Here is a 23,501-nt window from a genome sequence, read left to right as displayed (position 1 = left end):
TTCTTAAAAAATTAGATGGATTTGTAATACACCCTTCGGTTGATGGCATGATGCGGGACAATTCCTTTATCTTAAACAAGGAGACCCCTCATTAGGGCATGTTGACAATTAGCCCCCACGCCCTAATCATTAAACGCATGCGAATTGCCTGGCTTTTTCCTCAGTTACAGCATTCGTCTCATCCTTTGAGGAGTGCCTTGACGCGGCCTGTACAAGCGCTTGTGCCTCCCCGGTTTCTGATTGTCTCAACAAGGTCTTCTCTTTTGCCTTTTTAAACTCAGGTTTTCTTTTGGTTGCGATCAGGCACTCTTGAAATGAAACAAAGGGGTTACTGTCGCTTAAGGTTTTCATTTCCTTAAGCAGTTGCTCATACTGAGCCATACACCGTTTGTGTGCTTTTTCTGAATGTAATTTCCTTGCTTCCTGACTCAGCTGCATCACGTCTATCTGCAAACTAACGGTCGCTACCGTATTTTTAAGCAGAGTCAGAATATTGTCTTTCAATGTTTCATAATCTTGTTTTGCTAAATCCAGAGCATCAACAAATGCCTCAAGACCCGCCTCCAATCCCGGTGTTAATTCCAGGTTTGCTTTGACCCGGCACTGTTTCGACAGCTCAAACATATGCTCGACATTCATGTCCAGCAATACCCCCAGTTTCTGAAACTCAGGCTCCATGTTCAAGCGCTTAATAACTTCATTTTTATCCGAATTAAGCAGATTGCTTGAACATTGATGGGCCAATTTTAAACCCGGGACATCTTTACAATGCTGCAGGATCTGAATCTCGCCCGACAATTCCACGAGGGCAGTCAGGATTAAACACTTCTCTGTGCTGTGAAACTGGCCTTGCTCAAGATAATTCATCAGTAGACTGGTCATGGGTTTTAAAAAGGAAAGCGAGTTGAGCAGGTTCTGCTCACGCAGCACCGTTTTAAACGGGTGGTTGCCAATTAATACAGGGACAAGAAGCGGTATGCCGCGTTTGTCGACAGCGAGGGGAGAGTGCCCGTGCTGAAGCAATAGGGCAAAACAACCTGCCAGGGACGGTTGACTGCCGCTTCGTGCGATGCAGGCATGAACAGGGGAAACATAGGTATGCTGCCCCAGGGTAATCTCCTGCTCCATATCAAAATCAGCATGGCGAAGCACAAATGCAAGGCGTTGTTGATCCCCCTGATGCAAAGCCAAGGCAAGATAGGTTGGGGTAATGCGGTGATAAAAGGACGGCATTTGCTCAGCCAGATCGAGTTGCCCGCTTATAAACGCCCGTTTGAAAAGGGAATCGCCCAAGGTAAATGCTTTTAAACGGAAATCCTGCAATTGCCTTAAACAATCCAAATCAACGACGTCCTCTTCATGCAAGAGGTTGAAATCAGCAATAAGCATTAATAATTCTTCAATTTTCTTTACCTGCTGCGGCACGTCCTTTTCATTTTCCAACGCATAAAACACGGCTTTAATGCGTTCGAACTCCTCTAACGGATCTGAATATCCATCCTTTTTATGGTTTTGAGGATTCTTGGCATGGCCTTCATGGAGTAAAGGTGGCGCTTCTGTCGATTGATTGGTTTCTTCCTCAGCCAGAGATGGCGATACTGGCAATGAATTAACGGCTTCAAGTAAGGGATGGTTACGATCCTGCAGTGATTTTTGCATGGTTTTAAGAAATCGATGGTCCTTAAGCAAATGATTTTTGTGGACCAATGGCATGAGCTCGGTTAACCATTGCAACGCATCATTCACCAAACACAGCATGCCCTGAAGACTGGTTTCCTCAAATAAAGCTTTATTGAGCGTGACCATGCTGGTTTCGTACACGGTCTCCAATTGCTTGACGCACTCGCCTTGTTGCTTCTTTAATGCCTCAATCAGCGGGTAAGTGAAACGAATGGCTAAGGCCGTGAACTGGTTTTCGAGTTCCGAATGATTGATTAGATTTTGATAATGACCTTGCCCGGCATTTTCCAGTATTGGATTTTTAGCCAACTGATTATTGCTATCAAAATACACGTGCAAACGATAAGTAGCACCGCTGACATCATTCAAATGGGCCGTGTAGTGATACTGGCTTAGGTTGGGGTTTTCCTTGTTTTCATATTCATACACACTGACATGGTGATCGGTGAGCATCAATCGTTTATTGCCCAATTCAAACCTTAACTTCTCTTTCACAGGCAGTTCAAGGCGGTAGTAGGCATTGTTATTGCTGTTCGTGCTGAGAACCCTGTCTTTTACGTCAGGCAAAGGGCTATTTTTTTGCCGCGATAAAAAATTAAATAGCGTATTTTCCGTCATGAGTATCTCTAAATTTAAAAACCCAGCACTATAGCATAGTCACTCGAGACGGAAAGATTTAAATCAATTAGCGTATTTATCACTTAGACATTGGCACTTGATGCCTTTTTGTTTCCTCACCCCCATCATGATAGAAAACAAATGCCGGGAGATGGTCACCTGTTGTGACCATCTCGCAGGAACAAGTCGCAGACCGTATAGCTGACCAGTCAATAGGTCCCCAAGCATTAAGAGAAAAAATTAAGAACAGGGCCTGCGCAATCGTCTTGTTCTTGTTCTGATGCCGGGAACGCGACGTCATCGAGTTCCTCCTTCGCCTGTTCGGCTGAATCTTCCGTATCAGGGTTATCTGAGGAGTCAAGCAATTCATCCTCCTGGGACATTTCAATCGCTCGCTCAACTGTTTTGAGCAAATTCATCATTTTTTCCAGGTCGCCTGCGAGTTCTTTTATTCCCTGCTGTATCTTGAAAAAAGAACCGTATCCCAAGGTCGATTGCGACCTGACCTCCTCCAATAATTGAATAAATGGATTTGATTGGCTAAGTTCCTTGATTTCACGCAGCAAAACGTTCTGTCTGTTCGCTGCTTTTTTTACAGCTTTCGAGCCGCTATAAGCCCCTTTATTGGTCGCGGATAAGGTTAATAACTCATTCTTTTTGTCGAGGATGGCTAATGAATTTTCAAGCATCGACATGACATTTGACTTTAATTCCTCATACGTGAGTTGGCTTAAATCAAGTTCATCGAGATAATCTCTTAAGCCTTTCTCCAATTTTGAGATGTCTTTTAAATTAACACTTAATTGATAAGGATTAGTACGCTGCAAAACACCTTGAGCCGCTCCCTCCAATTTCATCTGCAAAAGGGCAATTTCAGGTTCTTGTCGAATTTTTATGATCAATTCATTCTTGTTCAAGCGGTCAAACGCAGCATGACTATACTGTCTGAGACTTCGCAAACCTGGCGTCCATTTCATCTTCTGCAAGAAATTGATATCACCAGTAAAATCCTTAATTAATCCCTGGATTAATTCCCTCTCCTTGCCTGCAACTTGATGGCTCTGAAGATAGTTTTGCAGCACACTAACCATCGATTTTAGGAAAGGAAGGCAATCAAGGGTTTTGTCTCTAGCGGCCAGCAATGATTTTTTAAGGGGGTGATCACTGTCAAGCAAGACAGGAAGGATAACGGGTTTGCCCTGGTCATCAAGGGTCAGCAAGGATTGATCGTATTGAATCAATAACGAGAAACAATCACCCATGTCTTTATTACTGCTCAACGCGATGCAGGCATGCACGGCAGAAGCATAGGTTTGTTTACCGATACCAAGTGCCTGATGGCTGATATCAAAATCAGCATGACGCAATACAAACTCTAAAAGCGATTTTTTCTGCAGTTGCAAAGCCAATGCCAGCATAGACGGCGTTATCTGGTGATAGAATGACGGCATCTTGATGGCTAAATCAAATTGCTCTCCAATAAGCACTCGCTTAAACAGCAGACTTCCTGTTTCATAAACCCTCAATTTAAACGTTTGCAGCTGATTTAAAACATCCAAATCAACATGTTCCTTGTGAAGAAGAATAAAATCGGCAATAAGCGACAGCAAGGCTTCCATATTTTCAATCTGTTGCGGGGTATTTTTCTCTTTATTCACCTGACAGTATAAGCTTTTAATTGCTTCAAAGTCCTGAACATGATTAGACGAATGGTCTTTTCCATCGTGTTCTGGCGTGTTGTTATTGCTGATGTGAACGACAGGCTCCTCCTCATGTTCTGTTGACGATGAGTCCTCTTCCAGCTGAACCCCTGATAATTCAGATTTGACTGGTTTAGGCCCTTGTTTGGCGGATTCCTGCAGGGATTTATGCATTGCTTCGAGGAATCGATGTTCTTTCACCAGCGTATTGCTATTGACCAAGACGATCAGTTTGGCTGACAAGGCCAATGCGGGCATAATAAGAGCCTGCATGTCTTTAGAGGTTAGATGGGGGTTAAACCAGACCTCATTTAATTTGGCCATGCGGCTATCGTATTCATCGCGCAGTTCTTTAATGCAATCCTGCTGTTGTTTTTTTAAAGCCGCAATAACAGGGTAGGCAAATTGCATGGCCAACGTGGTGAACTGCTTTTCAGCATGGCTGATATCAATGGCTTTATTGTTGAGTGACAACATATCCAGACTTGGACTCCTGGTCAATTGGTTATTGTCGTCGAAATAAACGTGCAGGCAATAGTCGCTACCGCTTTCATCCTGAAAATAGGCCGTGTAGTGATACTGGCTTAAATTAGGATTGGCCTTGTTTTCATTTTCATAAACGCTGATGTGATGCGCCGTTAATGATAAGGACGCTTTATCAAGTTTAAACTTGAGTTTTTCGTTAACGGGCAGGTCAATGCAATAGTAGCGACTATTACTGCTGTTAACCCTTAAAACGAATTGCTTCAGATCGGCGCCTGAGGTATTTTTTTTCAGATGGGTTATGAATTGGAATAAGGTATTTTTGGGCATACTACTCTTCTATATTTGAAAAATTGACCAAATATAACCAAAAAAAATCTAAATGGAAATATTTGGATCATTTTTTCAATGAGAAATACATTCAGACGTGAAGCGAGGGCGCAGACTGCTGCTCCTCACCCTCTTTCAGGGTATGCAATCTGTCTTTCAATGATTCGAAACGACTTCGTATCCCCTGGCGTTCTTTGCAATTCAATTGCCTGGGCTCTTTTTCAGATTTAAAATTAAACAGGTTAATCAAAGCCTCCAATCCCCTCAAAAAAGAATTGGAATGCGAAAATTGTTTAAAGCTTGTTTCCGTGGATGTGATATGAATATTAAGGAATTGCTGCTGACCGGTTTGCAGTTCGTAGTTCATTTCCAATTCCCGTTGCGCTATCCTTAACAAATTAATATTGTTTTGTTCGCCCTTCGATAATTTTTTCCCGGCCCGCTGCTTAATTCGATCAATCTCTTCCGCATAATAATTATGCAATATGTGTATATTATTTTTAAAATCATCCTTGACCAAAGGCTCCTTGTGGGCCTGCTGCAGGGTAGTGGCAACCCGATTCATTTCCTGAGCGCTAAAGGTTTTGAGGTAATCGGCCAAGACAACCCTCTGTTTTTTTACTTCATCATAATTAAATGAAGCAAGGGCTTTTTTGATGGATTTCAATGAAGCAGCCAAGGTTTCATCGTCGACAATTTTTTCCGCACTGCTGATTATTTCCTGTAATTTTTTATCATAAAAACCTTGATTGAAGGTGCCTTTGTTTTTCACCACCCGTTCCGGATCCAAATCTTTTAAGGCATTCACCACGTTATCAAGATATGTCAGTTCCTTAACCACAGCCATGGGGTTTCCCTTGGCAATTTCCTGCCCAAGATCGCGAAGCAGGGTATCCGGTGCAACGGTATCCGGGTAATTATAGTTCTTGTCTGACAGGGATTCAGCGATTAAGTAGGCCAGGTAATCATAACCCGCAAATACCTTGGCCACGCTATCATTCAGCTTGGCTGCCTGTTGAAAATTTTGCCGTTTATCCGCCTCATCATTTAATAACTCCGCTTCCAGGCGGTAGGCTATTCCCACCTCCTTTTCCTTTAATTGTTGCAATATCGGCAAGGCGTTCTTTTTATAGTCAAAATCACCCTCTGCCGCGTTCAACACCCAGGAACCATCTGCTCTGGCATTCACATCGATGAAAAGGTGGGCTCGTAAGGTTTGAACCAGCACAACATCCTCCTGTTCAAACCGGTCGAGCAAATCATCCATTTTTCCCTTTAGCTGATTGAGTTTATCTTCAAAAACTGCTTTTTGCGCATCCCGATCAGGCAAAGCAAAAAAAGCATTTTCTATCGCTTTTCTATCGAGTTGCAATGTAAAATACTGCCGCAGCAAAGGATGGGTTGCAGGCGAAGCAAGAAGTCCACGCATGGCTTCTTCATGCCTGGATTCAGACATCAGCTGCTCCAGTAAACTAAATCGCTCAAGATTAGCCCGAGTTGGCAGTGTCATGATTATCTCCAATGCGTCAATACGCTCAGTATAGGTTATTCCATGCTGCTTTGGATGTCCTCTTGGATTTTGGCGCTACCCAGGATTTCCTGCGCGCGCTGCTGATCAAAAACCCCCTGCCATTTCGAAATGATAATGGTTGATATGCTATTGCCTATCATATTCGTCAGCGCACGCCCATCAGACATGAAGCGATCAATGCCCAGGAGTAGAACAATACCTGCCACCGGCACATGACCCACAGCCGCTAAGGAACTCGCCAACACAATAAAACCGCTGCCGGCCACACCGGCTGCTCCTTTGGAACTGACTATCATGACCGCCAGCAGCGACAACTGCTGCCAAAACGTTAAATCGGTATTGGTTGCCTGAGCAATAAAGAGCGCGGCGAGCGTCAGGTAAATGGCTGTGCCATCAAGATTAAACGAATACCCCAGCGGCAACACCAGCCCCACCGTTGATTTTTGGCAACCCAGTTTTTCCAGCTTTTCGAGAAGATTGGGTAACACGGTTTCGGAGGAAGACGTGCCGAGGACGATTAATAATTCCGTTTTTATATAGGCTAGCAGTGTAAATACATTAATCTGACAATAAAGTTTTAGAATAATGCCTAAAATCCCCACCACAAACCCAAAAGCGGTGACATAGAAACAAAGCAGTAACTCGAGCATGTTCAATAATGGCTTTAACCCGTACTGTCCAACGGTAAAAGCCATGGCAGCAAACGCGGCCATAGGCGCCAGGTGCATAACCAGGTGAATCATTTTAAAGAAAATTCGGGCAAGCACCTGCACACCCTCTACTATCAGCTTGCCTTCCTTACCGGCATACATTAACCCAATGGCAAATAAAATCGCCACCAGCAAGACCTGCAGGATTTCCCCTTCAACAAAAGCACTGAAAAAGGTCTCAGGAATAATATTCAATAAAAATTCGGTGGGCGTTGCTGCCGTCGTCGATTTACCCAGATAGGGCTGCGCTGTTTTGATGTCCAGCGTGGCCGGATCAATATGCAAGCCGGCGCCGGGCTCAACAAGATTGCCGACTATCAGGCCCATCAATAAAGCAAACGCCGTGGTGACGATGAAATACAACAAGGCAGCGCCCCCGACCTTGCCAACCGTCTCCAGGTTATTCATCGCCGCTATCCCCGAAACTAACGACAGAAAAATGATGGGGGTAATCAGCATTTTGATAAGTTTAATGAAGGCATCGGATAAAGGTTTTAGGGATGAGGCGGCATCCGGTAGGTATAGGCCAAGGATGATGCCGAGAAGAATACCAAGAAGGACCTGCACATATAATGGTTTTATATAGTTCATCAAACTCTCTCAAGTTGATCAAACTGCGGTCTTATAGTCCACTATAGGCGAAGTTACATCCAAGGTAAACCACCGTTCTTTTTCCATGGTATTGATTTGCTGGTATGATGGCAAGCATTACACCCATAGGAGCTTACCTGCAATGAACTTAAGGAGAATGGCGTTAAGTTGTCTGTTTGTTTCGCCGGTTTTTGCCGCACCCCATTTTGTGGAGGAATTACCTTCCACCAAAAGCCATTATCAAGTCGATGGCAGAGCCCTCTGTGAAACCGCCAAACAAACGCTGGCTTACTTGAATCACGAACCCGGTTACGATCCGCAGGTACTGCATGAGGGACAGGTTTTACCCATCCCGATGTGGCGAATCAAGGCCACCCTGGTTTTTATCTGCAAACATCAGGCTGAACTCAATAATCCCGAGTTCGTTAAGAAGAATTTTGAGTTTGTCCGCTGGCTGCCGGATATCAAACATGCTCGCCGCTACAGCAGCAAAGCCAAATTACGTGGTATACCGGATAACCAGATCTTAATGACGGAATATTATGTTCATCTGGCCAAAGCCTCAACCAAACCCACACCATTGATGCCTTACGCCATTTACGGGCTTCCTGGCGATGAACAATACCTGACGCTTGAAGAAGCCAATGCCAAACCCAAACTGACCCGTTTTCAATACGGTAAACAGGCTATCCTTGCCGGGGCCCTGAAGGATAAGCAGGTACCGGCTCTTGCTTATGTCAGCCGCACCGATCTGGAAGCCGCCCTGTTGCAAGGGACGCTGGTGGCTGATTTTGGCCATGGTAAACCCCGGTATTTTAATGTGCACCGTCATAACAATATTCCCTATAACACTGTCCAAAAGCCGGAAGATCAGGAGCGGTACTGGTATTTTAAGGAAGTAGACGGCGTCAAGGGTTATGGCAAAGATGCCGATCATAAAATCACTGTCAATTATGAAGTCACCTTTGCCGCTGATCTGGCGCAATTCGGATTAGGCAAATTGCTGTTGATCCAATACCGTGATAAGCGGGGTCAGGACATCACCCGCATGGGCATTATGGCCGATACTGGCGGTGCCTTTGCCGATAATCTCTACCAGATTGATTTTCTAACCGGTGCCTACACCGGTAAAGACACCTTTTATCAAGCCAATCATAACTTGCCTGACTACGTGAATGCTTATTTTATGGTGCTTAAAAGCAAGGAAAAAACAGAGAAGAAAACCTTGGCCGGCCTGTTTAAACGGGACAACACTCACCATTTCAGCAATGACACGATGTTTGAGTAATTGTCAGTCCATAAGATGCTTTCATTCTCTGTGACAAAACGCCAGCCCTCCCGGTTCATCAAGGACCGGGCCAGCGGTTCATTCGCTGTCAACAAGACCCACTCCGAAGGAAATTTACCCGTTTTGGCGTCTCCCGGGTAAACCGTATGCAACACCATCAAATCCAGTGATCTGCCTATGCCGTTTAACACCGGTAAAAGCCTGACGTGACGATTACTGATATTCACCAGGATAATCCCTTCCTCACGAAGTTTGCGTTGGTATAATAAAAACGCTTCCTGCGTCAGTAAATGCGTCGGGATAGCATCGGATGAGAACGCATCAATAATGACTAAATCAGCACGCCTATCCTGCTTTTGACCAAGAACCTGCCGCCCATCCCCTTCGCTTAGGGACATATGCGGCGGGCAATCCCTCAGGTAGGTGAAAAAGCGGGTATCCCTGGCAATATCAATCACCTGGGCATCGATATCAATGATATCGACTGAATCACTGGCCCTGAATTGGCAAGTTAACATGCCGGTTCCAAGACCAACCAGGAATGTCTGCAAGGCGGGTTGTTTTTCCTGCAGGGCCTTAAGCACCGGCTGCACCGGGGCATAATAAGCCATGGAACCGCTACTCACGCTCAAGCCCCCTGGGGATTGGAAACCATGAACCGTATTTTGACTGAGCAGCGCATAAACGCCTGACATAAACGTCACTTGTTTCACACCATAAAAATTACGCTGCAAATCAAGCGCCGGCAGCATCTTAAACCAGGGACTGAACAGGAAAAGGAACAACACGGCGAGGCTTGCGAATAAATTGATTTTCTCCTTGCCAGTTAAAATGATAACCACCAATACCCCTATTTCCACCATCCGATTGGTGCGAACCCACGCATACCAGGGGTAGGCGCTTAAAAAATGATTGGCCGTCAACACAAAAACCAGAATAAACGGCATCCACGTAAAGCGCTTGCTCACAGCAAACGGGATACACAGTGTGGCCAAAGCAAAGGTAATCGGGTATTCATAAGCCCCGTTAAACAGCCGAGGTGCCAAAAGCCCGTTAAACAGGCCCGCCAACACCCCGCCCAAAGCCAGGCAAAAATAAAAACTGGTCAGTCGGTTAGCGGGTGGCCGAAGCCTGACTAATTCGCCATGGCACAACAAGGCAAACATCATAAAGCAGGCTAAATGAAATGCAATCAACTGCCAGGCAGACAACAGGTTGGCGCCGAAAATAAACCCGATAACTGGAAAGATAATAAAAAACAAGCTGTTACGAATCAGCCAATCCTGTGCAATCAGTGGCTTTTTTGCAAAGGTCATGACAAACGAGAGCAGGTACAGGGCAAGCGGAATAACCCAGAACAAAGGGGTCGACGCAATATCGGTCGAAATATAAAAAGTAACGCCCAGCATCAGACTGCAGGGGATGAAGCTGTAGCCTATCCATAAGGCTTTCGTTTGCCAGGGGATAGAGGCTGATTGATATCTGTCCGCCCATGTCAACCGGCGGTAAGGCAGGCATAAAATAACAGCCAGTAACAGGCAGTAAACAGCAAACAAATCATTCCAAACCCCAAACTGCTGCTTAAGTCCAATCCATCGCTCAATAAACCACGGATAACATAAAAGAGCGGACAAACTGCCGATGTTGCTGGCTGCGTATAAAAAATAGGGATCATGCGCCTGCTTTCCTAGACTTTGGCTGTAGGCAAACTGCAAAAGAGGAGCGGAAGCGGCTACCACCAGCAAAGGCAGACCCAATTGGCTGGTCAAATCGCGCAAAATGCCGAGATCAGGCGCATCGGCGGCATGAACGGGAATGAAGTTCAAAGGCAGAAAAAACCAGGCGGCTATGACCAGGCCGGTGTGCACGAAACGCCAATACCTACCGCAAAAATAACTGAGTACCCACGCATACCCATAGGCTATTAATAGCAGAAATTGGAAAAAAAACATGCAAACAGTCCATACTGCCGGTGTACCGCCATAAACCGGAAGCAGCATTTTGGCCACCATGGGCTGGATCACAAAAAGCAGCACAGCGCTTGCAAATAAGCTGGATGAGAAAAGAATTTGAATCACAAATGATAGCCTGCCTGCGTTCCGCCGATTGATTCAATCAGCAGAACGTTCGTTGATATTCCTTTTCGATTGTTAGCGCTCCGCAGAGGCTGCCAGCATCCAGTGGGCTTTTTCATGGGCTGCAATTCGATCCCCGAGCAAGGTCGCAGTCCCTTCATCATTCTGCTCCTGGGCAAGCGCCAACGCACGATTCAAGTCTTTTACCAGGGTGCTGTGATCCTGGGCCAATTCAATCACCATCTGGTTGGCGTTCAGGCTCGAATCACCATCCTTGATGCGTTTTAAGCGTTCAAACTCTTTAAAGGTAGCCGGGGCTTTGTTGCCGGTAATTAATAAACGCTCTGCTACTTCATCCACCGCCTGGGCCAATTCCGTGTACTGCATTTCAAATAACCCATGCAGGGACTTAAATTGCGGACCACGTACATGCCAGTGGTAGTTTTGTGTTTTTAAATACAGGGCGTAGGTATCGGCCAGAATAATGGATAATTCGTTCGCTATACTCATGTTCATTCCTCCTAATCGGTTATGCTTTTACCTTAGTCGAAAATTAACGATTTTTAAAATCAATCGTTTATATTGAAATGATTGGTTTAAGCTATGATTGCCTGAGCGTTACTTATCATTTCCAAAATAGCACGAATACTTGGTAGAATCGATGAGTTTTTACTGAAAGAGAAGACCATGGTGAAACAGCTTTTTACTGTAGACACGGCGGCTTTAAGCCATTTAGACGCCCCTACCCGGCAAGCGACCCTGTCTGCCCTGGAGTCCGGGCAAGTTGTTTTTCTGCCGGGGTCTTTTTACAGTTCAAAAGAGGGTCTTGAGCGGGAGTTGTTATCGGACGCTATCCTTGATAGTAAACATAAAAACGTCAGTTTTAATTTTAAAACCCAGACCCTGGGTGTCTACAATCAACAGGGTATCAATCCGGATTTATCAGACAGATTAACCGCTTTTATGCGCGGCTATGCCCTTTATGCAAAGGACTTGATAGACACACTGTTTCCCTCCTACCAACCGCATTTGCTTTGGGGAAGAACGAGTTACCGGCCCGCTGAAATTGAGGGCCGGGTTTATAGTAAGCGCAAGGATGATACCCGCCTGCACGTCGATTCTTTTTCAGCCTCACCCGTTTACGGACAACGGATTTTGCGTGTCTTCTGCAACATCAATCCGTCTGGCCTGCCGCGAGTCTGGCACCTTGGCGAACCGTTTCCTGACGTCATGGCGCATTTTTCCAAACGCATTCCCAATTACAGCTACCTGAAAGCCTTGATCCTGAAATGGGTAAAAACCACTAAAACCCTGCGTTCCGCCTATGATCATTATCAACTGCAATTGCATGACCGCATGAAGCGCGATGATCAATACCAGGAACGTGTAGAAAAAATTCGCTTTGATTTCAAGGCCTTAAGTACATGGGTCGTGTTTACCGATCAGGTGTCTCATGCCGCATTGAGTGGGCAATATCTTCTGGAACAAACATTTTATTTACCCGTCTCAGCCATGGCTAAACCAGAACTATCACCGCTTAAACAATGGGAAGCGGAGAAAAAAAGACAATTAGTCTAGGACGTTTCAACGCTACCGCCCCGTGTGCCGCTGCTGTGTCCGCGGCAGAACAGTCGGTAAATCGAGAAATTCGCTGTAAAAAAACCCGCCATTCGGCGGGTTTTTTACAAGGGAGCAGGGGCAATTACATCATGCCCATGCCGCCCATACCGCCCATGCCGCCCATGTCGCCGGCACCAGCGCTTTCTTCTTTCTTAGGCAGTTCAGCAACCATGCACTCAGTCGTGAGCATCAGGCTGGCAACAGACGCTGCATTTTGCAGTGCTGTACGGGTTACCTTGGTTGGATCAAGAATACCCATCTCAACCATGTCGCCGTATTGGCCAGTCGCTGCGTTGAAACCAAAGTTGCCTTTGTTTTCTGCGACTTTGTTGACGATGACAGAGGACTCATAGCCTGCGTTAGCAACGATTTGACGCAGCGGTGATTCAATAGCACGGCGCAGGATATTGATACCCATTTCCTGATCAGCGTTATCGCCTTTCAGAGCATCCAGTGCTTTTTGAGCACGAATCAGGGCAACACCACCACCGGCAACGATACCTTCTTCGACAGCAGCACGGGTTGCGTGCAATGCATCTTCAACACGGGCTTTCTTCTCTTTCATCTCAACTTCGGTTGCAGCACCGACTTTGATCACAGCAACACCGCCAGCCAGTTTAGCCACACGCTCCTGCAGTTTCTCGCGATCGTAGTCAGATGTCGTTTCTTCCATTTGAGCACGGATTTGAGCAATACGATCGTTGATGTCTTTCTCTTTGCCTTCGCCATCAATAATCGTGGTGGTTTCTTTGGTGACCACAATGCGTTTTGCAGTACCGAGATCATCTAACGAAGCACCTTCAAGGTTCTTGCCCACTTCTTCAGAAATGACCTGACCGTTAGTCAGAATAGCAATATCCTGAAGCATGGCTTTACGTCGGTCGCCAAAACCAGGGGCTTTAACGGCACATACTTTAACAATACCACGCATATTGTTGACAACCAGAGTAGCCAGGGCTTCGCCTTCAACGTCTTCAGCAATGATCAGTAAAGGACGTCCGGATTTGGCAACGCCTTCCAGAACAGACAGCATGTCGCGAATGCTGGAAATCTTTTTGTCAACCAACAGGATGAATGGATGCTCAAGCTCCGTGCTCATGTTTTGCTGGTTGTTGATGAAGTAAGGGGAAATGTAACCGCGGTCAAACTGCATCCCTTCAACCACAGACAGTTCATTTTCAAGGCTGTTACCGTCTTCAACAGTAATAACACCTTCTTTACCCACTTTTTCCATGGCTTCAGCAATGATGGAACCAATTGCTTCATCAGAGTTGGCAGAAATAGTACCAACCTGAGCAATGGCTTTGCCGTCTTTGCAAGGCTTGGACATGGATTGCAGTTCTTTTGTGATGGCGATAACGGCTTTATCAATGCCGCGCTTCAGATCCATCGGATTCATACCGGCAGCAACCGCTTTGTGGCCTTCAACCAGAATAGCGCGGGCCAGAACAGTCGCAGTCGTCGTACCATCACCGGCTGTGTCAGAAGTTTTGGAAGCCACTTCTTTAACCATTTGCGCGCCCATGTTTCTGAAACGGGACTCCAATTCAATTTCTTTGGCAACGGAAACACCGTCTTTAGTGACCGTTGGTGCACCAAATGATTTTTCCAGTACCACATTACGGCCGCGAGGACCCATGGTGACTTGTACGGCGTCAGCCAGAGCGTTGACACCAGCCAGCATTTCCTGACGAGCACTGTCGCCAAAACGTAATTCTTTAGCCATTCTTACTATCTCCTTCGATTCGTTAGATTACTTCTCAATCACACCCATGATGTCGTCTTCACGCATCACAACCAATTCCTGACCCGCTACTTTCACCTCAGTACCAGAATACTTGCCAAACAGAACAGTATCACCAACTTTAACAGCCAGGGCACGTACATCGCCGTTGTCTAAAACTTTGCCAGCGCCGACTGCAATGACTTCACCGCGCATGGGTTTCTCAGTCGCACTGTCTGGAATTAAAATGCCACCGGCTGACGTTTTCTCTTCTTCCATACGGCGGACAACAACGCGATCGTGTAACGGACGAATTTTCATACTTGTTTTCTCCTGGTTATTTATTCATCAATCAATAGTCAGAATTCTCTGATGATTCGGGCATTCAATGCCTGACAATGAATACCGATGTCAGGCATATGGGGACGGCAAATCAGGTTTCAAGGGTTTTCACAAAAAAAAATTTTGGTTTTCTTAAGCCTGGTTCTACAATGCAAATATATAGAGGTAATTAATCAGGTATTGCATGAAAAAGTGGGCTCTCTTTCTGGCGCTGGCATTCGCCTTTTTAACCGGCCATACCGCCCCTCCCCCTGCTGCGGATGTGTTTGGCGTGTCAGTAAAGACTATTGACCCCAATACGTTTGCCATCACCTGGCTCATCAAACCGGGCTATTTTCTCTATGCTGATCGCATCAAACTCGATGAAAGCCCCGACAGCAATGTGCATATAGGGACCCTGCGCTTTCCGCAGACCTTAAGCAAAACCGACAAACAAGGCCGCACCTACCGCATTTATCGTAACGACATCACTCTGCCGGTCGCTATTCTTGGCAAGGAAGCCGGTGAATCGCTATTGACCCTGCACTATCAGGGTTGTGCAGACGATGGTTTCTGCTACCCACCGGAAACACAGAAGATCAAGTTAACGATTGATCAGCAACTGGCCCTGGTCAGTACCACCCTGGAATCGGACGTGGCCGCAATCCCACAAACTGCGGCGCCTGAACCGGACAGCGCGAAGGGACTGTTTGACCAGGCGCATTGGACCATGATCATGCTGAGTTTTTTCAGCTTCGGGTTATTGCTCTCGTTTACTCCCTGCGTATTGCCCATGGTACCCGTCCTGTCGGGCATCATTGTCGGCCACAGCCACACGATGACCACCCGCAAAGCGTTTCTCCTGTCGCTAAGCTATGTGCTTAGCATGGCCGCAACCTATGCCGCAGTAGGCGCTATTGTGGCTGTTTTGGGCAGTAATCTGCAGATTGCCATGCAGGCACCGCCTGTCATTGTTCTATTCAGCCTGGTTTTTGTCGTGTTGGCTTTGTCGATGTTTGGTTTTTTTGAATTGAAACTCCCGGTCAGCTGGCAAGCCGCACTGGCCAGGGTCAGCCGCAGTCAGAGCAGTGGGCACTACCTAGGAGCCGCCATCATGGGCTGTCTGTCGACGTTGATTCTTTCCCCCTGCGTCACCGCCCCCCTGATTGGCGCCCTGGGTTATATCGCCCATACTGGCGATGTCGCCTTGGGCAGCCTCGCCTTGTTTTTTCTGGGTTTAGGTATGGGAACCCCTTTGCTGGTTATCGGTACATCTGCCGGTAAATGGCTGCCGAAAGCGGGCGGCTGGATGAATGCCGTTAAATCATTTTTTGGCGTTATGCTGCTCGCGGTAGCTATCTATCTATTGAGCCGCATCATCCCGGGTGCGGTCAGCATGAGCCTGTGGGCCGCTCTGCTGGTCTTTTGCGGCGTCTTCATCGGCGCCTTCCTGCCGGCTGAAAGTAAAACCGCGCAATTTCACAAAGCCTTGGGCATCCTTCTCCTTGTCTATGGCCTGCTGATTTTAATCGGCGCCAGCATGGGTGAAACCAATCCCCTGCAACCATTGGCACGCTTTCAAATGACGACCGTGAGCCATGACAGGGCGCCGATTACACTGGTTAAAACGATCGAGGACGTCAATCTGGCGGTGAGTCAGGCACAGGGTAAACCAGTCATGCTTGATTTTTATGCCGATTGGTGTACGTCCTGCAAAATCATGGAGAACACGACATTCAAAGATCCTGCCGTGTCCAAAAAACTCAAACAATTTATCCTGTTAAAAGCCGATGTCACTGCCAACAATCAGGCTGACCAGTTGCTGATGAAAAAATTTGGCGTGGTTGCGCCGCCCACCTTTGTTTTTTTCAATCCAAATGGCAAAGAATTAACCAACCTGCAATTGGTCGGCGAACAATCACCACAGCGTTTCTTACAGCAATTGCGACACATCATGACCGGTGCAAATTAGCATTTAAAATTAGACAAATTGCCCTGCACAAGCGTATAATTAGCCCACTTTTTTTACAGTTAGCCAATTGCCTATCAGCTTGCCTTGGGAAAAGGCAACCTTGTCACACAGTATTGAGGAATAAACATGAATCATCGCGTGGGTTTTGTCAGTCTGGGTTGTCCCAAAGCCTTAGTGGACTCTGAACGCATCATCACCCAGCTGCGGGCGCAGGGCTATGATCTGGTATCCACCTATGAAGATGCCGGCGTCGTTGTCGTTAATACCTGCGGTTTTATCGATGCGGCCGTGACTGAATCGCTCGATACCATCAAGGAAGCCATGGCCGAGAATGGCCGGGTGATTGTGACCGGTTGCCTTGGGGCCAAGGCAGATTTAATTCGTGAGGCCTGCCCTGACGTGCTTCACATCAGCGGTGCCCATGCTTATGAGGACGTGGTTCGTGCGGTCCATCGCCATTTGCCGCCTCCGGCTGATCCCTTTACCCAATTGGTACCCCCGCAAGGCATCAAATTAACCCCGCGCCATTATGCCTATTTAAAAATTTCAGAAGGCTGCAATCAAAAATGCACATTCTGCATTATCCCAACCATGCGCGGCAAATTGCAAAGCTATCCCCTGGCTCAGGTTTTATCGGAAGCGAAACGTCTGAAAGAAGCCGGGGTTCAGGAATTGCTGGTGATTTCTCAGGATACCAGTGCTTACGGTGTCGATACCCGTTATCAGGCCGTTGAATGGCAGGGCAAAAGCGTCCAAACCCGTTTTTATGACCTCTGTCAGCAGTTGGGTGAGTTAGGCTTGTGGGTTCGCCTGCACTATGTTTACCCCTATCCTCATGTCGATGACATTATTCCCCTGATGCGTGACGGGCTGATTCTTCCCTATCTCGATATTCCGTTGCAACATGCCAACAGCCGGGTGTTAAAAGCCATGAAGCGGCCTGCCAGCAGTGAAAATACCTTAGCCCGCATTAATGCATGGCGGGACATTTGCCCAGACATTACCCTGCGCTCCACCTTTATTGTCGGATTCCCCGGTGAAACCGAGGAGGAATTCTCCGAGTTGCTCGATTTTCTCAAGGAAGCCCAGCTGGATCGCGTGGGTTGTTTTAAGTACTCCCCCGTCGAAGGCGCGAAAGCCAACCTGTTACCCTCTCCAGTACCGGAAGAAATTAAGGAAGAACGCTACCACCGCTTTATGCAGGTTCAGGCGGAGATAAGCCGCAGCAAACTTGAAGCCAAAATCGGCAGCCGCCAAACCGTTCTGGTGGATCGCGTTGAAGACGATGGGATTATTGCCCGCAGCAAAAGCGATGCCCCCGAAATCGATGGCCTGGTTTACCTGCCCGCTAACGAATCCATTCAAGCAGGAAGCTTGGTCGAGGTCACCATTGTTGACAGCGATGATTATGATTTATACGCGGAATTCGATTAAGCCGCAGCGCCCTGAGGGCGCCATCTACACTTCATAAGCTGACGTAATCGTGGTTGCTCCGCAATCTGTTTCAACTTTTGAATCGCCGGTGTTGTGCGCCGGTTGATAAAATAACAGACCGGGAGCGCTTTCGGATGTCCATTTTACACCCGTCGAGTTCGGACTAACTGTTAAAAACTCTTTTTCAAAGGCGAGTTTATCGTCCGCTTCAAGAAAAGGACCAGGTCCCAGGGTTTTCATAATGGCCTTTATCGAATGATCTGTCATTACATGCAATTGACTGGGTTCGCCTTGCTCTAAATTGGTTTGAATAGAGAACACGGGTTGTAAGATATGAACGCAATGAGCCACCTCTTTTTGCGTTTTTAAATCACCGATACTATGGATAATATTGGATGGATAAGCAACAATGTCCATATCCTGATAAACGTTTCGAATGTGGCGAAACGTGGCTTCATCTCCCCAGCTTTGCTTGAGAATCAGAGCGTCAGTGACTAACTGCTTAAAACGCAAAAACCCGCATTGATCAATAAGTCCAAGTAAAAAAGGATGTAAGTCCTGAGAATCCCCGTCCATGGAAAATTCATTGGATTTATTTTTCTGTAACATCTTGCAAAACCCGTTTACAAATTGTTCGGGTTGGGTTTCTGTACTGGTCTTAAAATAAGCTTTAATCAAATCCCAACTCCTGGCGACCTGATGGCTCAGATCAACAATAACCACTTGTGGCGGGGTACTTAGTTTTTCTCCTAAATGACCAGCAAGGGCAATGGCGCCAAAAATAGAGGTTCCAACCAATACAAAAGGTTTAGTTGCCTGATAAGGGCTAAAGTCGAATTCCTGGATTGGGTCATTACCCATAAAAAACGAAAAGCAATCCATCAGTTCATCCTGCTGCAATTGCTTAATCGTTGATAATAGCTGTTTGCATCTGATTGCCTTATCAACACTAAGAATGCCCGAAATGTTGGATGCAACACTCATATCAATAGCTCATTCAATCAACACAGAACACATATTATAAACTATTTGATCAAAAAAAGATTATAAATTCGTTGAAAATTTCTGGGCTTTACGTAGCAGGCAAATTCCGTCCGGCTCAATCAAGGATTTAATTTCGATTTATAAATGGCCGCGCTGATTTTCTGCACGCGTTGTTGATGGTTTGTCAAATGTTTACTGTCAACATGCAATCCGAGTAATTGATGATGCAGCAATTTGTGATAGGCTTTGTAGGCCTCTTGAAGCCGATTAAAACGATGGGGGCTTATTTTTTTGGCAAGGGCCAGTTGTTGAAGAAGCTGCAGGGTGTTCGTGTAGCGCGCTAAAGGCGGCTGCGCACTGCATAACACTAAACATTGCACCACAAACTCCAAATCAATCAGCCCTCCCTGAGCATGCTTGATGTCATTACCCCCCTCTTTCGCCAGATTGCGGCTCATTTTTTCCCGCATGGCTTGTACTTCCTCCGCGGTTTTCTGACGCTCGCGCGGCAGAAGCAGGATGTCCTTTTTTAATTGATTAAACAATTGTCGGCTTTTTTTATTCCCATAGATTACACGGCTACGAATCAAGGCCTGATGCTCCCAGGTCCATGCCTGTTTGCGCTGATATTCCAGAAAAGCCGTCAAGGGGCTCACCAATAATCCGGCAGAACCGGAGGGTCTAAGGCGCGTATCCACCGCATATAGAACGCCAAATTGGGAACGCGTCGTTAACATGTGAATGATTTTTTGCGACAGGCGGTTAACCAGGCCTTCCTGTTCAAAAGGGACATCATGGACAAATACCAAATCCAAATCGGAATTGTAATTCATTTCCATACTGCCGAGTTTGCCATAAGCAATCACATCAAAACGGTTTTTGATACTGGCCATTTCCGGATAACGCAGGCTCAATTCGCGGCAGGCATGATGAAGGACCTGAACCACAATCACTTCCGCGACATCAGCCAGGAAACGTCCGGCCTTGACGGCATCCATGCGGCCATCCATTTCAGCCCGGGCAGCAAGCAGCCATTGGGTTAGCTTAAATTGCCGCAGTGCATCCTCCTGTGCGTCAATTTCACTGGCATGACTCAATTGAATAGCCAATTGTTGAGCCAATTGATTACGGCTCGGCGCACGCCAATCACGCTCTTTATCCAGCAACACTTCCATTAAAAAAGGATGATTCACCAACAGCGCGGTAATAAAAGGGCTCTCTCTGAACCAATGCAGTAATTCCTTTAAAGCCTGAGGATTTTCAGTCAGGAGCGCAAGATAAGCACTTCGACCGACAATGTTTTCAAGCAGATGCATGACCTGCAATAAAACGGTTTCGGCATCAGGAACCTGGGTTAATTCCTGCAATAGCAACACAATAAAACGATCAAGCCGCATGCGCGCTGCCTGATTAAGACGCCGGCATCGCGGCGAATGACGGAAGGCATGAACCATCTGATAGCAGCGTGCTGCGTTCTGATAGCCTAAACTGGATAGCAGATTCACCGCCATCCCGCTTTCAATATGCCCTTGCCAAAGACTCATCAATTGATGGCTGAGCAACCGTTCGCCATCGTCATAAGCATCCATACGGCCTAAGGCCGTATGAAACGTGGTACTGACTATCCGTTGAAATTGATGCAGGCGACTCAGCAGATCAGTGAAGCCGGCATAACCCATCGCCAGAGCAATTTGCGCCTGTTTAAGCGGGTTAGTGGGTAAAGCATGGGTCTGTTGGTCATTTTCACTTTGTAAGCAATTTTCCAGTTTGCGCAAAAAAAGATAGGCTTCACGTAAAATGCCCGTGCGCGGCAGCAGCTTGCAACGCCGTAAAGCCTCCAGGGCTTTGAGCGCATTCTGCTGGCGCAGGGGCGGCAGGCGTCCACCGCGAATGAGCTGGATATTCTGAATCACAAATTCAATTTCGCGAATCCCGCCTAAACCCCGCTTAATGTCATTGAGTCTGGGGTTAAGCTCGATTTCGCGCTCGATTAAAGCCTTCATGCTGCGCAGGGATTCGATGACGGAAAAATCCACATAACGACGATAAACAAACGGTATAATCAGACGCTCAAACCAGGCCGGGGGCTCTTCATTTGGCCGAGCGATAACCCGCGCTTTGGCCATGGCATAACGCTCCCAATCCCGCCCCTGCTCCTGATAATAGGTTTCAAGCGCCGTCAGAGAACTCACCAATGCCCCGCTTTCTCCATTGGGACGCAGGCGTAAATCCACACGAAACACGAAGCCTTCAGGCGTTGGCTCCTGAAACAATTGCATAAACAGTTGCACTACTTTGGTATAGTACTGCTGATTACTGATTGATTGCGGTCCATTCGTATAGCCGGACGCCGAGTAAGCAAAAATCAAATCAATATCGGAGGAATAATTGAGCTCCTGCCCACCCAGTTTTCCCATCGCAATCGTATAGAGGCAGGCTTGATTGCCAGCGGGATCGCAGGGGAAACCAACCCGTGGTGCCAGTTCCTGATAGCAAAATTGCAACGTGATTAAAACCAGAGCATCCGCACAATGAGACCAGCTGCTCATGGTGCTTTCCGTGCTGGCAAGACCTGCATACTCACGCAGCATAAGACGCAGAAAATGCCGGTGGCGGAACTGGCGAAGCTGGCGCGGGAAGGAACCAGGCGTTGCTTCAGGCAGCAATTCGTTGGCCAGGCGGTGATAATCCTCACAGGATAACTCATGAAGGCCATCATCGGTTTTTAATAGCTCAGTCAGTGTATCCAATTGACGGCAGGCGTAATCGCTGACCACCAGCAATTGACAGACAGTGGTCCGCAAAGGGTGATTGAGCGAAGCAAAATGCCGCTCAAACAAGGCTGCCCGGTTGTGCAGTAATGGAGAAATATCGCCTGGAAGCAAGCTGCCTGCATCCACGCTTAATCCATCTTTTTCATATCATTCGGCATGGCGCTCATGTCCATGTAGAAGGGCTCCCAGACATGGCCATCGATATCCTGAAAGGCGCGGCCGTACATCCACCCCATATCTTGCCTGGGTCGATATTCCTTACCGCCGGCAGCAATCGCCTGTTTCATCATGGCATCCACGGCTTCACGGCTTTCCAGGGACACAGCCACCAGCACTTCCTTGCTCAATTGTGCATCGGCAATCTCATGGTGCGGTGTAAAACCCTTGAAAAATTTCTCCGTCAACAGCATGGCAAAATTATGCTTGCCAATCACCATACACGTCGCGTTTTCATCCGTAAACTGCGGATTAAATTCAAATCCCAGTTGTTTGAAAAAGTGGATGGTTTTAGACAACTCTTTAACCGGCAAATTAACAAACATCTGGCGTTCCTGATTGCTGTCCATTGCGCCTGCTCCTTATTTTCTGCATTCAAAAAGAATCGATGCATCGTTTTGACCCGGTTTTTCATTGCGGTCATAAGCCTTCATCATTTTAATTTTTTTAAAGCCAACCTGCCTTAGAATTTCAATCAAAATGGACGGATTATCATAAAGCCTGAGTTTAAATTCTTCTATTTCAGTGTGGATAATCGAATTCATTTCCACCAATTCATAGCGGCCAACGGCATGGCAGATGGAATTGTTGAGATTGACAAGCTGGCTTGCAATGATGGTGTTGCCATCCGGTCTTTCCCATATTGAGCCGCGCCAAATGCCTAAAGGCGGCAGGGAAAAGGACGTTTCCACTTCAAACAGTAAAATACCTTTGTCTTCGAGGTGTTCATACAGGGTCTTTAACGACCGCTCAATTTTATCAATGGGCGTAATCAACCCAAAGGAGCCAGTGGGTATAAAAATAAGGTTGTACTGGGTCGGACGCGACAATGTCTCGACAAAATCCATCCAGACAAATGGTTCGAGATTTTTAATTTGCGCCTTGGTATTTAACGCAGTCACCATGTGTTCGCTGGCGTCAAATCCATGGACATTAAACCCTTCCTCTATCAGAGGCAGTAAAAAACGACCCGAACCGCACATGGGTTCGAGAATAAGCCCTTTGGCTTCTTTCACATAGGCACGGTAAAACTGATAGGCATCTTCAGGGGGAACGGGTCGGCTTAAATCATAAAATTGCGTGCAAAGATTCAGGTAAGCTTCACGGTTTGATTTTAGCATAAATTCCTTGGTATCGGTTGCAGTTCGCCTTGCATTTCAGCGAAAAATGATTATTGTAAACAAACAACAATTTACAAAATTGTTCTGGCAAAAATCAAGCGCTTGCAGGATTTTTATTTCTGTCACAAAGACCGCATTATTGCCGGGTACAGGATAAACCCCCACGCCCGATGAGGCGATTTTTCAATCGTTAAGCCCACCAGGCAAGTCCATAAAATCAAGGCATTCGTCTCCTGAGTCATGGTTGTTTTTAGCTGACGTTTCACATGGTACAGCCTTTAAGATAACGCTATACTGACTAGATGGAACAGTCAATGGAGTTTAAAACAG

General features: G+C 46.7%; 17 protein-coding genes. 4 read left to right on the top strand and 13 right to left on the bottom strand.

What is annotated here, in order from left to right; genetic code table 11:
* Positions 1–129: 129 nt before the first annotated feature.
* The 4 genes from Lery_RS00600 to dctA all read right to left on the bottom strand — a co-directional run bounded on the left by Lery_RS00600 (position 130) and on the right by dctA (position 7,643).
* Positions 130–2,298 (bottom strand): hypothetical protein, encoded by a 2,169-nt coding sequence (locus Lery_RS00600; protein ID WP_058525304.1) that lies wholly within the window; start codon positions 2,296–2,298, stop codon positions 130–132.
* Positions 2,299–2,525: 227 nt separating this feature from the next.
* Complete coding sequence (locus tag Lery_RS00595) at positions 2,526–4,811, bottom strand: hypothetical protein (protein ID WP_058525303.1); 2,286 nt, start codon at positions 4,809–4,811, stop codon at positions 2,526–2,528.
* 91 nt (positions 4,812–4,902) lie between these two features.
* Entirely contained in the window at positions 4,903–6,321 is a 1,419-nt protein-coding gene (locus tag Lery_RS00590) for a hypothetical protein (RefSeq protein ID WP_131750973.1), read from the bottom strand.
* Between the two features lie 35 nt (positions 6,322–6,356).
* Positions 6,357–7,643, bottom strand: coding sequence for a C4-dicarboxylate transporter DctA (gene dctA / locus Lery_RS00585; RefSeq protein WP_058525301.1), 1,287 nt, complete (start codon positions 7,641–7,643; stop codon positions 6,357–6,359).
* A 142-nt stretch (positions 7,644–7,785) separates the two neighbouring features.
* Here dctA and Lery_RS00580 point away from each other — a divergent pair, with 142 nt between their 5' ends.
* Complete coding sequence (locus tag Lery_RS00580; RefSeq protein WP_237759115.1) at positions 7,786–8,931, top strand: hypothetical protein; 1,146 nt, start codon at positions 7,786–7,788, stop codon at positions 8,929–8,931.
* On the opposite strand, the gene Lery_RS00575 is transcribed toward Lery_RS00580, so the two are convergent.
* Together Lery_RS00575 and Lery_RS00570 are read right to left on the bottom strand one after the other, a co-directional pair.
* Positions 8,898–11,009, bottom strand: coding sequence for a spermidine synthase (locus Lery_RS00575; RefSeq protein ID WP_058525300.1), 2,112 nt, complete (start codon positions 11,007–11,009; stop codon positions 8,898–8,900). The genes Lery_RS00580 and Lery_RS00575 overlap by 34 nt on opposite strands.
* Before the next feature lie 72 nt (positions 11,010–11,081).
* Positions 11,082–11,516 carry a Dps family protein gene (locus tag Lery_RS00570; RefSeq protein ID WP_058525299.1) on the bottom strand — a complete coding sequence of 145 codons (435 nt, stop codon included), beginning with the start codon at positions 11,514–11,516 and terminating at the stop codon, positions 11,082–11,084.
* Between the two features lie 177 nt (positions 11,517–11,693).
* Here Lery_RS00570 and Lery_RS00565 point away from each other — a divergent pair, with 177 nt between their 5' ends.
* Positions 11,694–12,584 carry a Kdo hydroxylase KdoO gene (locus Lery_RS00565; protein ID WP_058525298.1) on the top strand — a complete coding sequence of 297 codons (891 nt, stop codon included), beginning with the start codon at positions 11,694–11,696 and terminating at the stop codon, positions 12,582–12,584.
* A 124-nt stretch (positions 12,585–12,708) separates the two neighbouring features.
* Here the strand turns inward: Lery_RS00565 and groL are convergent, their stop codons facing one another.
* Entirely contained in the window at positions 12,709–14,352 is a 1,644-nt protein-coding gene (gene groL / locus Lery_RS00560; RefSeq protein WP_058525297.1) for a chaperonin GroEL, read from the bottom strand.
* A 27-nt stretch (positions 14,353–14,379) separates the two neighbouring features.
* Complete coding sequence (groES, locus tag Lery_RS00555; protein ID WP_058525296.1) at positions 14,380–14,670, bottom strand: co-chaperone GroES; 291 nt, start codon at positions 14,668–14,670, stop codon at positions 14,380–14,382.
* A 205-nt stretch (positions 14,671–14,875) separates the two neighbouring features.
* Here groES and dsbD point away from each other — a divergent pair, with 205 nt between their 5' ends.
* Both dsbD and rimO read left to right on the top strand, forming a co-directional pair.
* Entirely contained in the window at positions 14,876–16,642 is a 1,767-nt protein-coding gene (dsbD, locus tag Lery_RS00550; protein ID WP_058525295.1) for a protein-disulfide reductase DsbD, read from the top strand.
* A 126-nt stretch (positions 16,643–16,768) separates the two neighbouring features.
* Entirely contained in the window at positions 16,769–18,076 is a 1,308-nt protein-coding gene (gene rimO / locus Lery_RS00545; protein ID WP_058525294.1) for a 30S ribosomal protein S12 methylthiotransferase RimO, read from the top strand.
* A 24-nt stretch (positions 18,077–18,100) separates the two neighbouring features.
* Here rimO and Lery_RS00540 read toward each other — a convergent pair whose 3' ends face one another.
* The 5 genes from Lery_RS00540 to Lery_RS15175 all read right to left on the bottom strand — a co-directional run bounded on the left by Lery_RS00540 (position 18,101) and on the right by Lery_RS15175 (position 23,437).
* Entirely contained in the window at positions 18,101–19,060 is a 960-nt protein-coding gene (locus Lery_RS00540) for a hypothetical protein (RefSeq protein WP_058525293.1), read from the bottom strand.
* Between the two features lie 119 nt (positions 19,061–19,179).
* Entirely contained in the window at positions 19,180–21,960 is a 2,781-nt protein-coding gene (gene glnE, locus Lery_RS00535) for a bifunctional [glutamate--ammonia ligase]-adenylyl-L-tyrosine phosphorylase/[glutamate--ammonia-ligase] adenylyltransferase (protein ID WP_058525292.1), read from the bottom strand.
* Between the two features lie 2 nt (positions 21,961–21,962).
* Entirely contained in the window at positions 21,963–22,400 is a 438-nt protein-coding gene (locus tag Lery_RS00530) for a VOC family protein (RefSeq protein ID WP_058525291.1), read from the bottom strand.
* 12 nt (positions 22,401–22,412) lie between these two features.
* Positions 22,413–23,171 (bottom strand): class I SAM-dependent methyltransferase, encoded by a 759-nt coding sequence (locus Lery_RS00525; protein WP_058525290.1) that lies wholly within the window; start codon positions 23,169–23,171, stop codon positions 22,413–22,415.
* A gap of 122 nt (positions 23,172–23,293) precedes the next feature.
* A complete protein-coding gene (locus Lery_RS15175; RefSeq protein ID WP_156412463.1) occupies positions 23,294–23,437 on the bottom strand; it encodes a hypothetical protein in 144 nt (47 codons plus the stop codon).
* Between the last annotated feature and the right edge of the window lie 64 nt (positions 23,438–23,501).

The organism is Legionella erythra (genome assembly GCF_001467615.1).
Classification (GTDB): Bacteria; Pseudomonadota; Gammaproteobacteria; order Legionellales; family Legionellaceae; genus Legionella_C; species Legionella_C erythra.
This window is presented reverse-complemented; position numbering and strand designations above follow the sequence as displayed.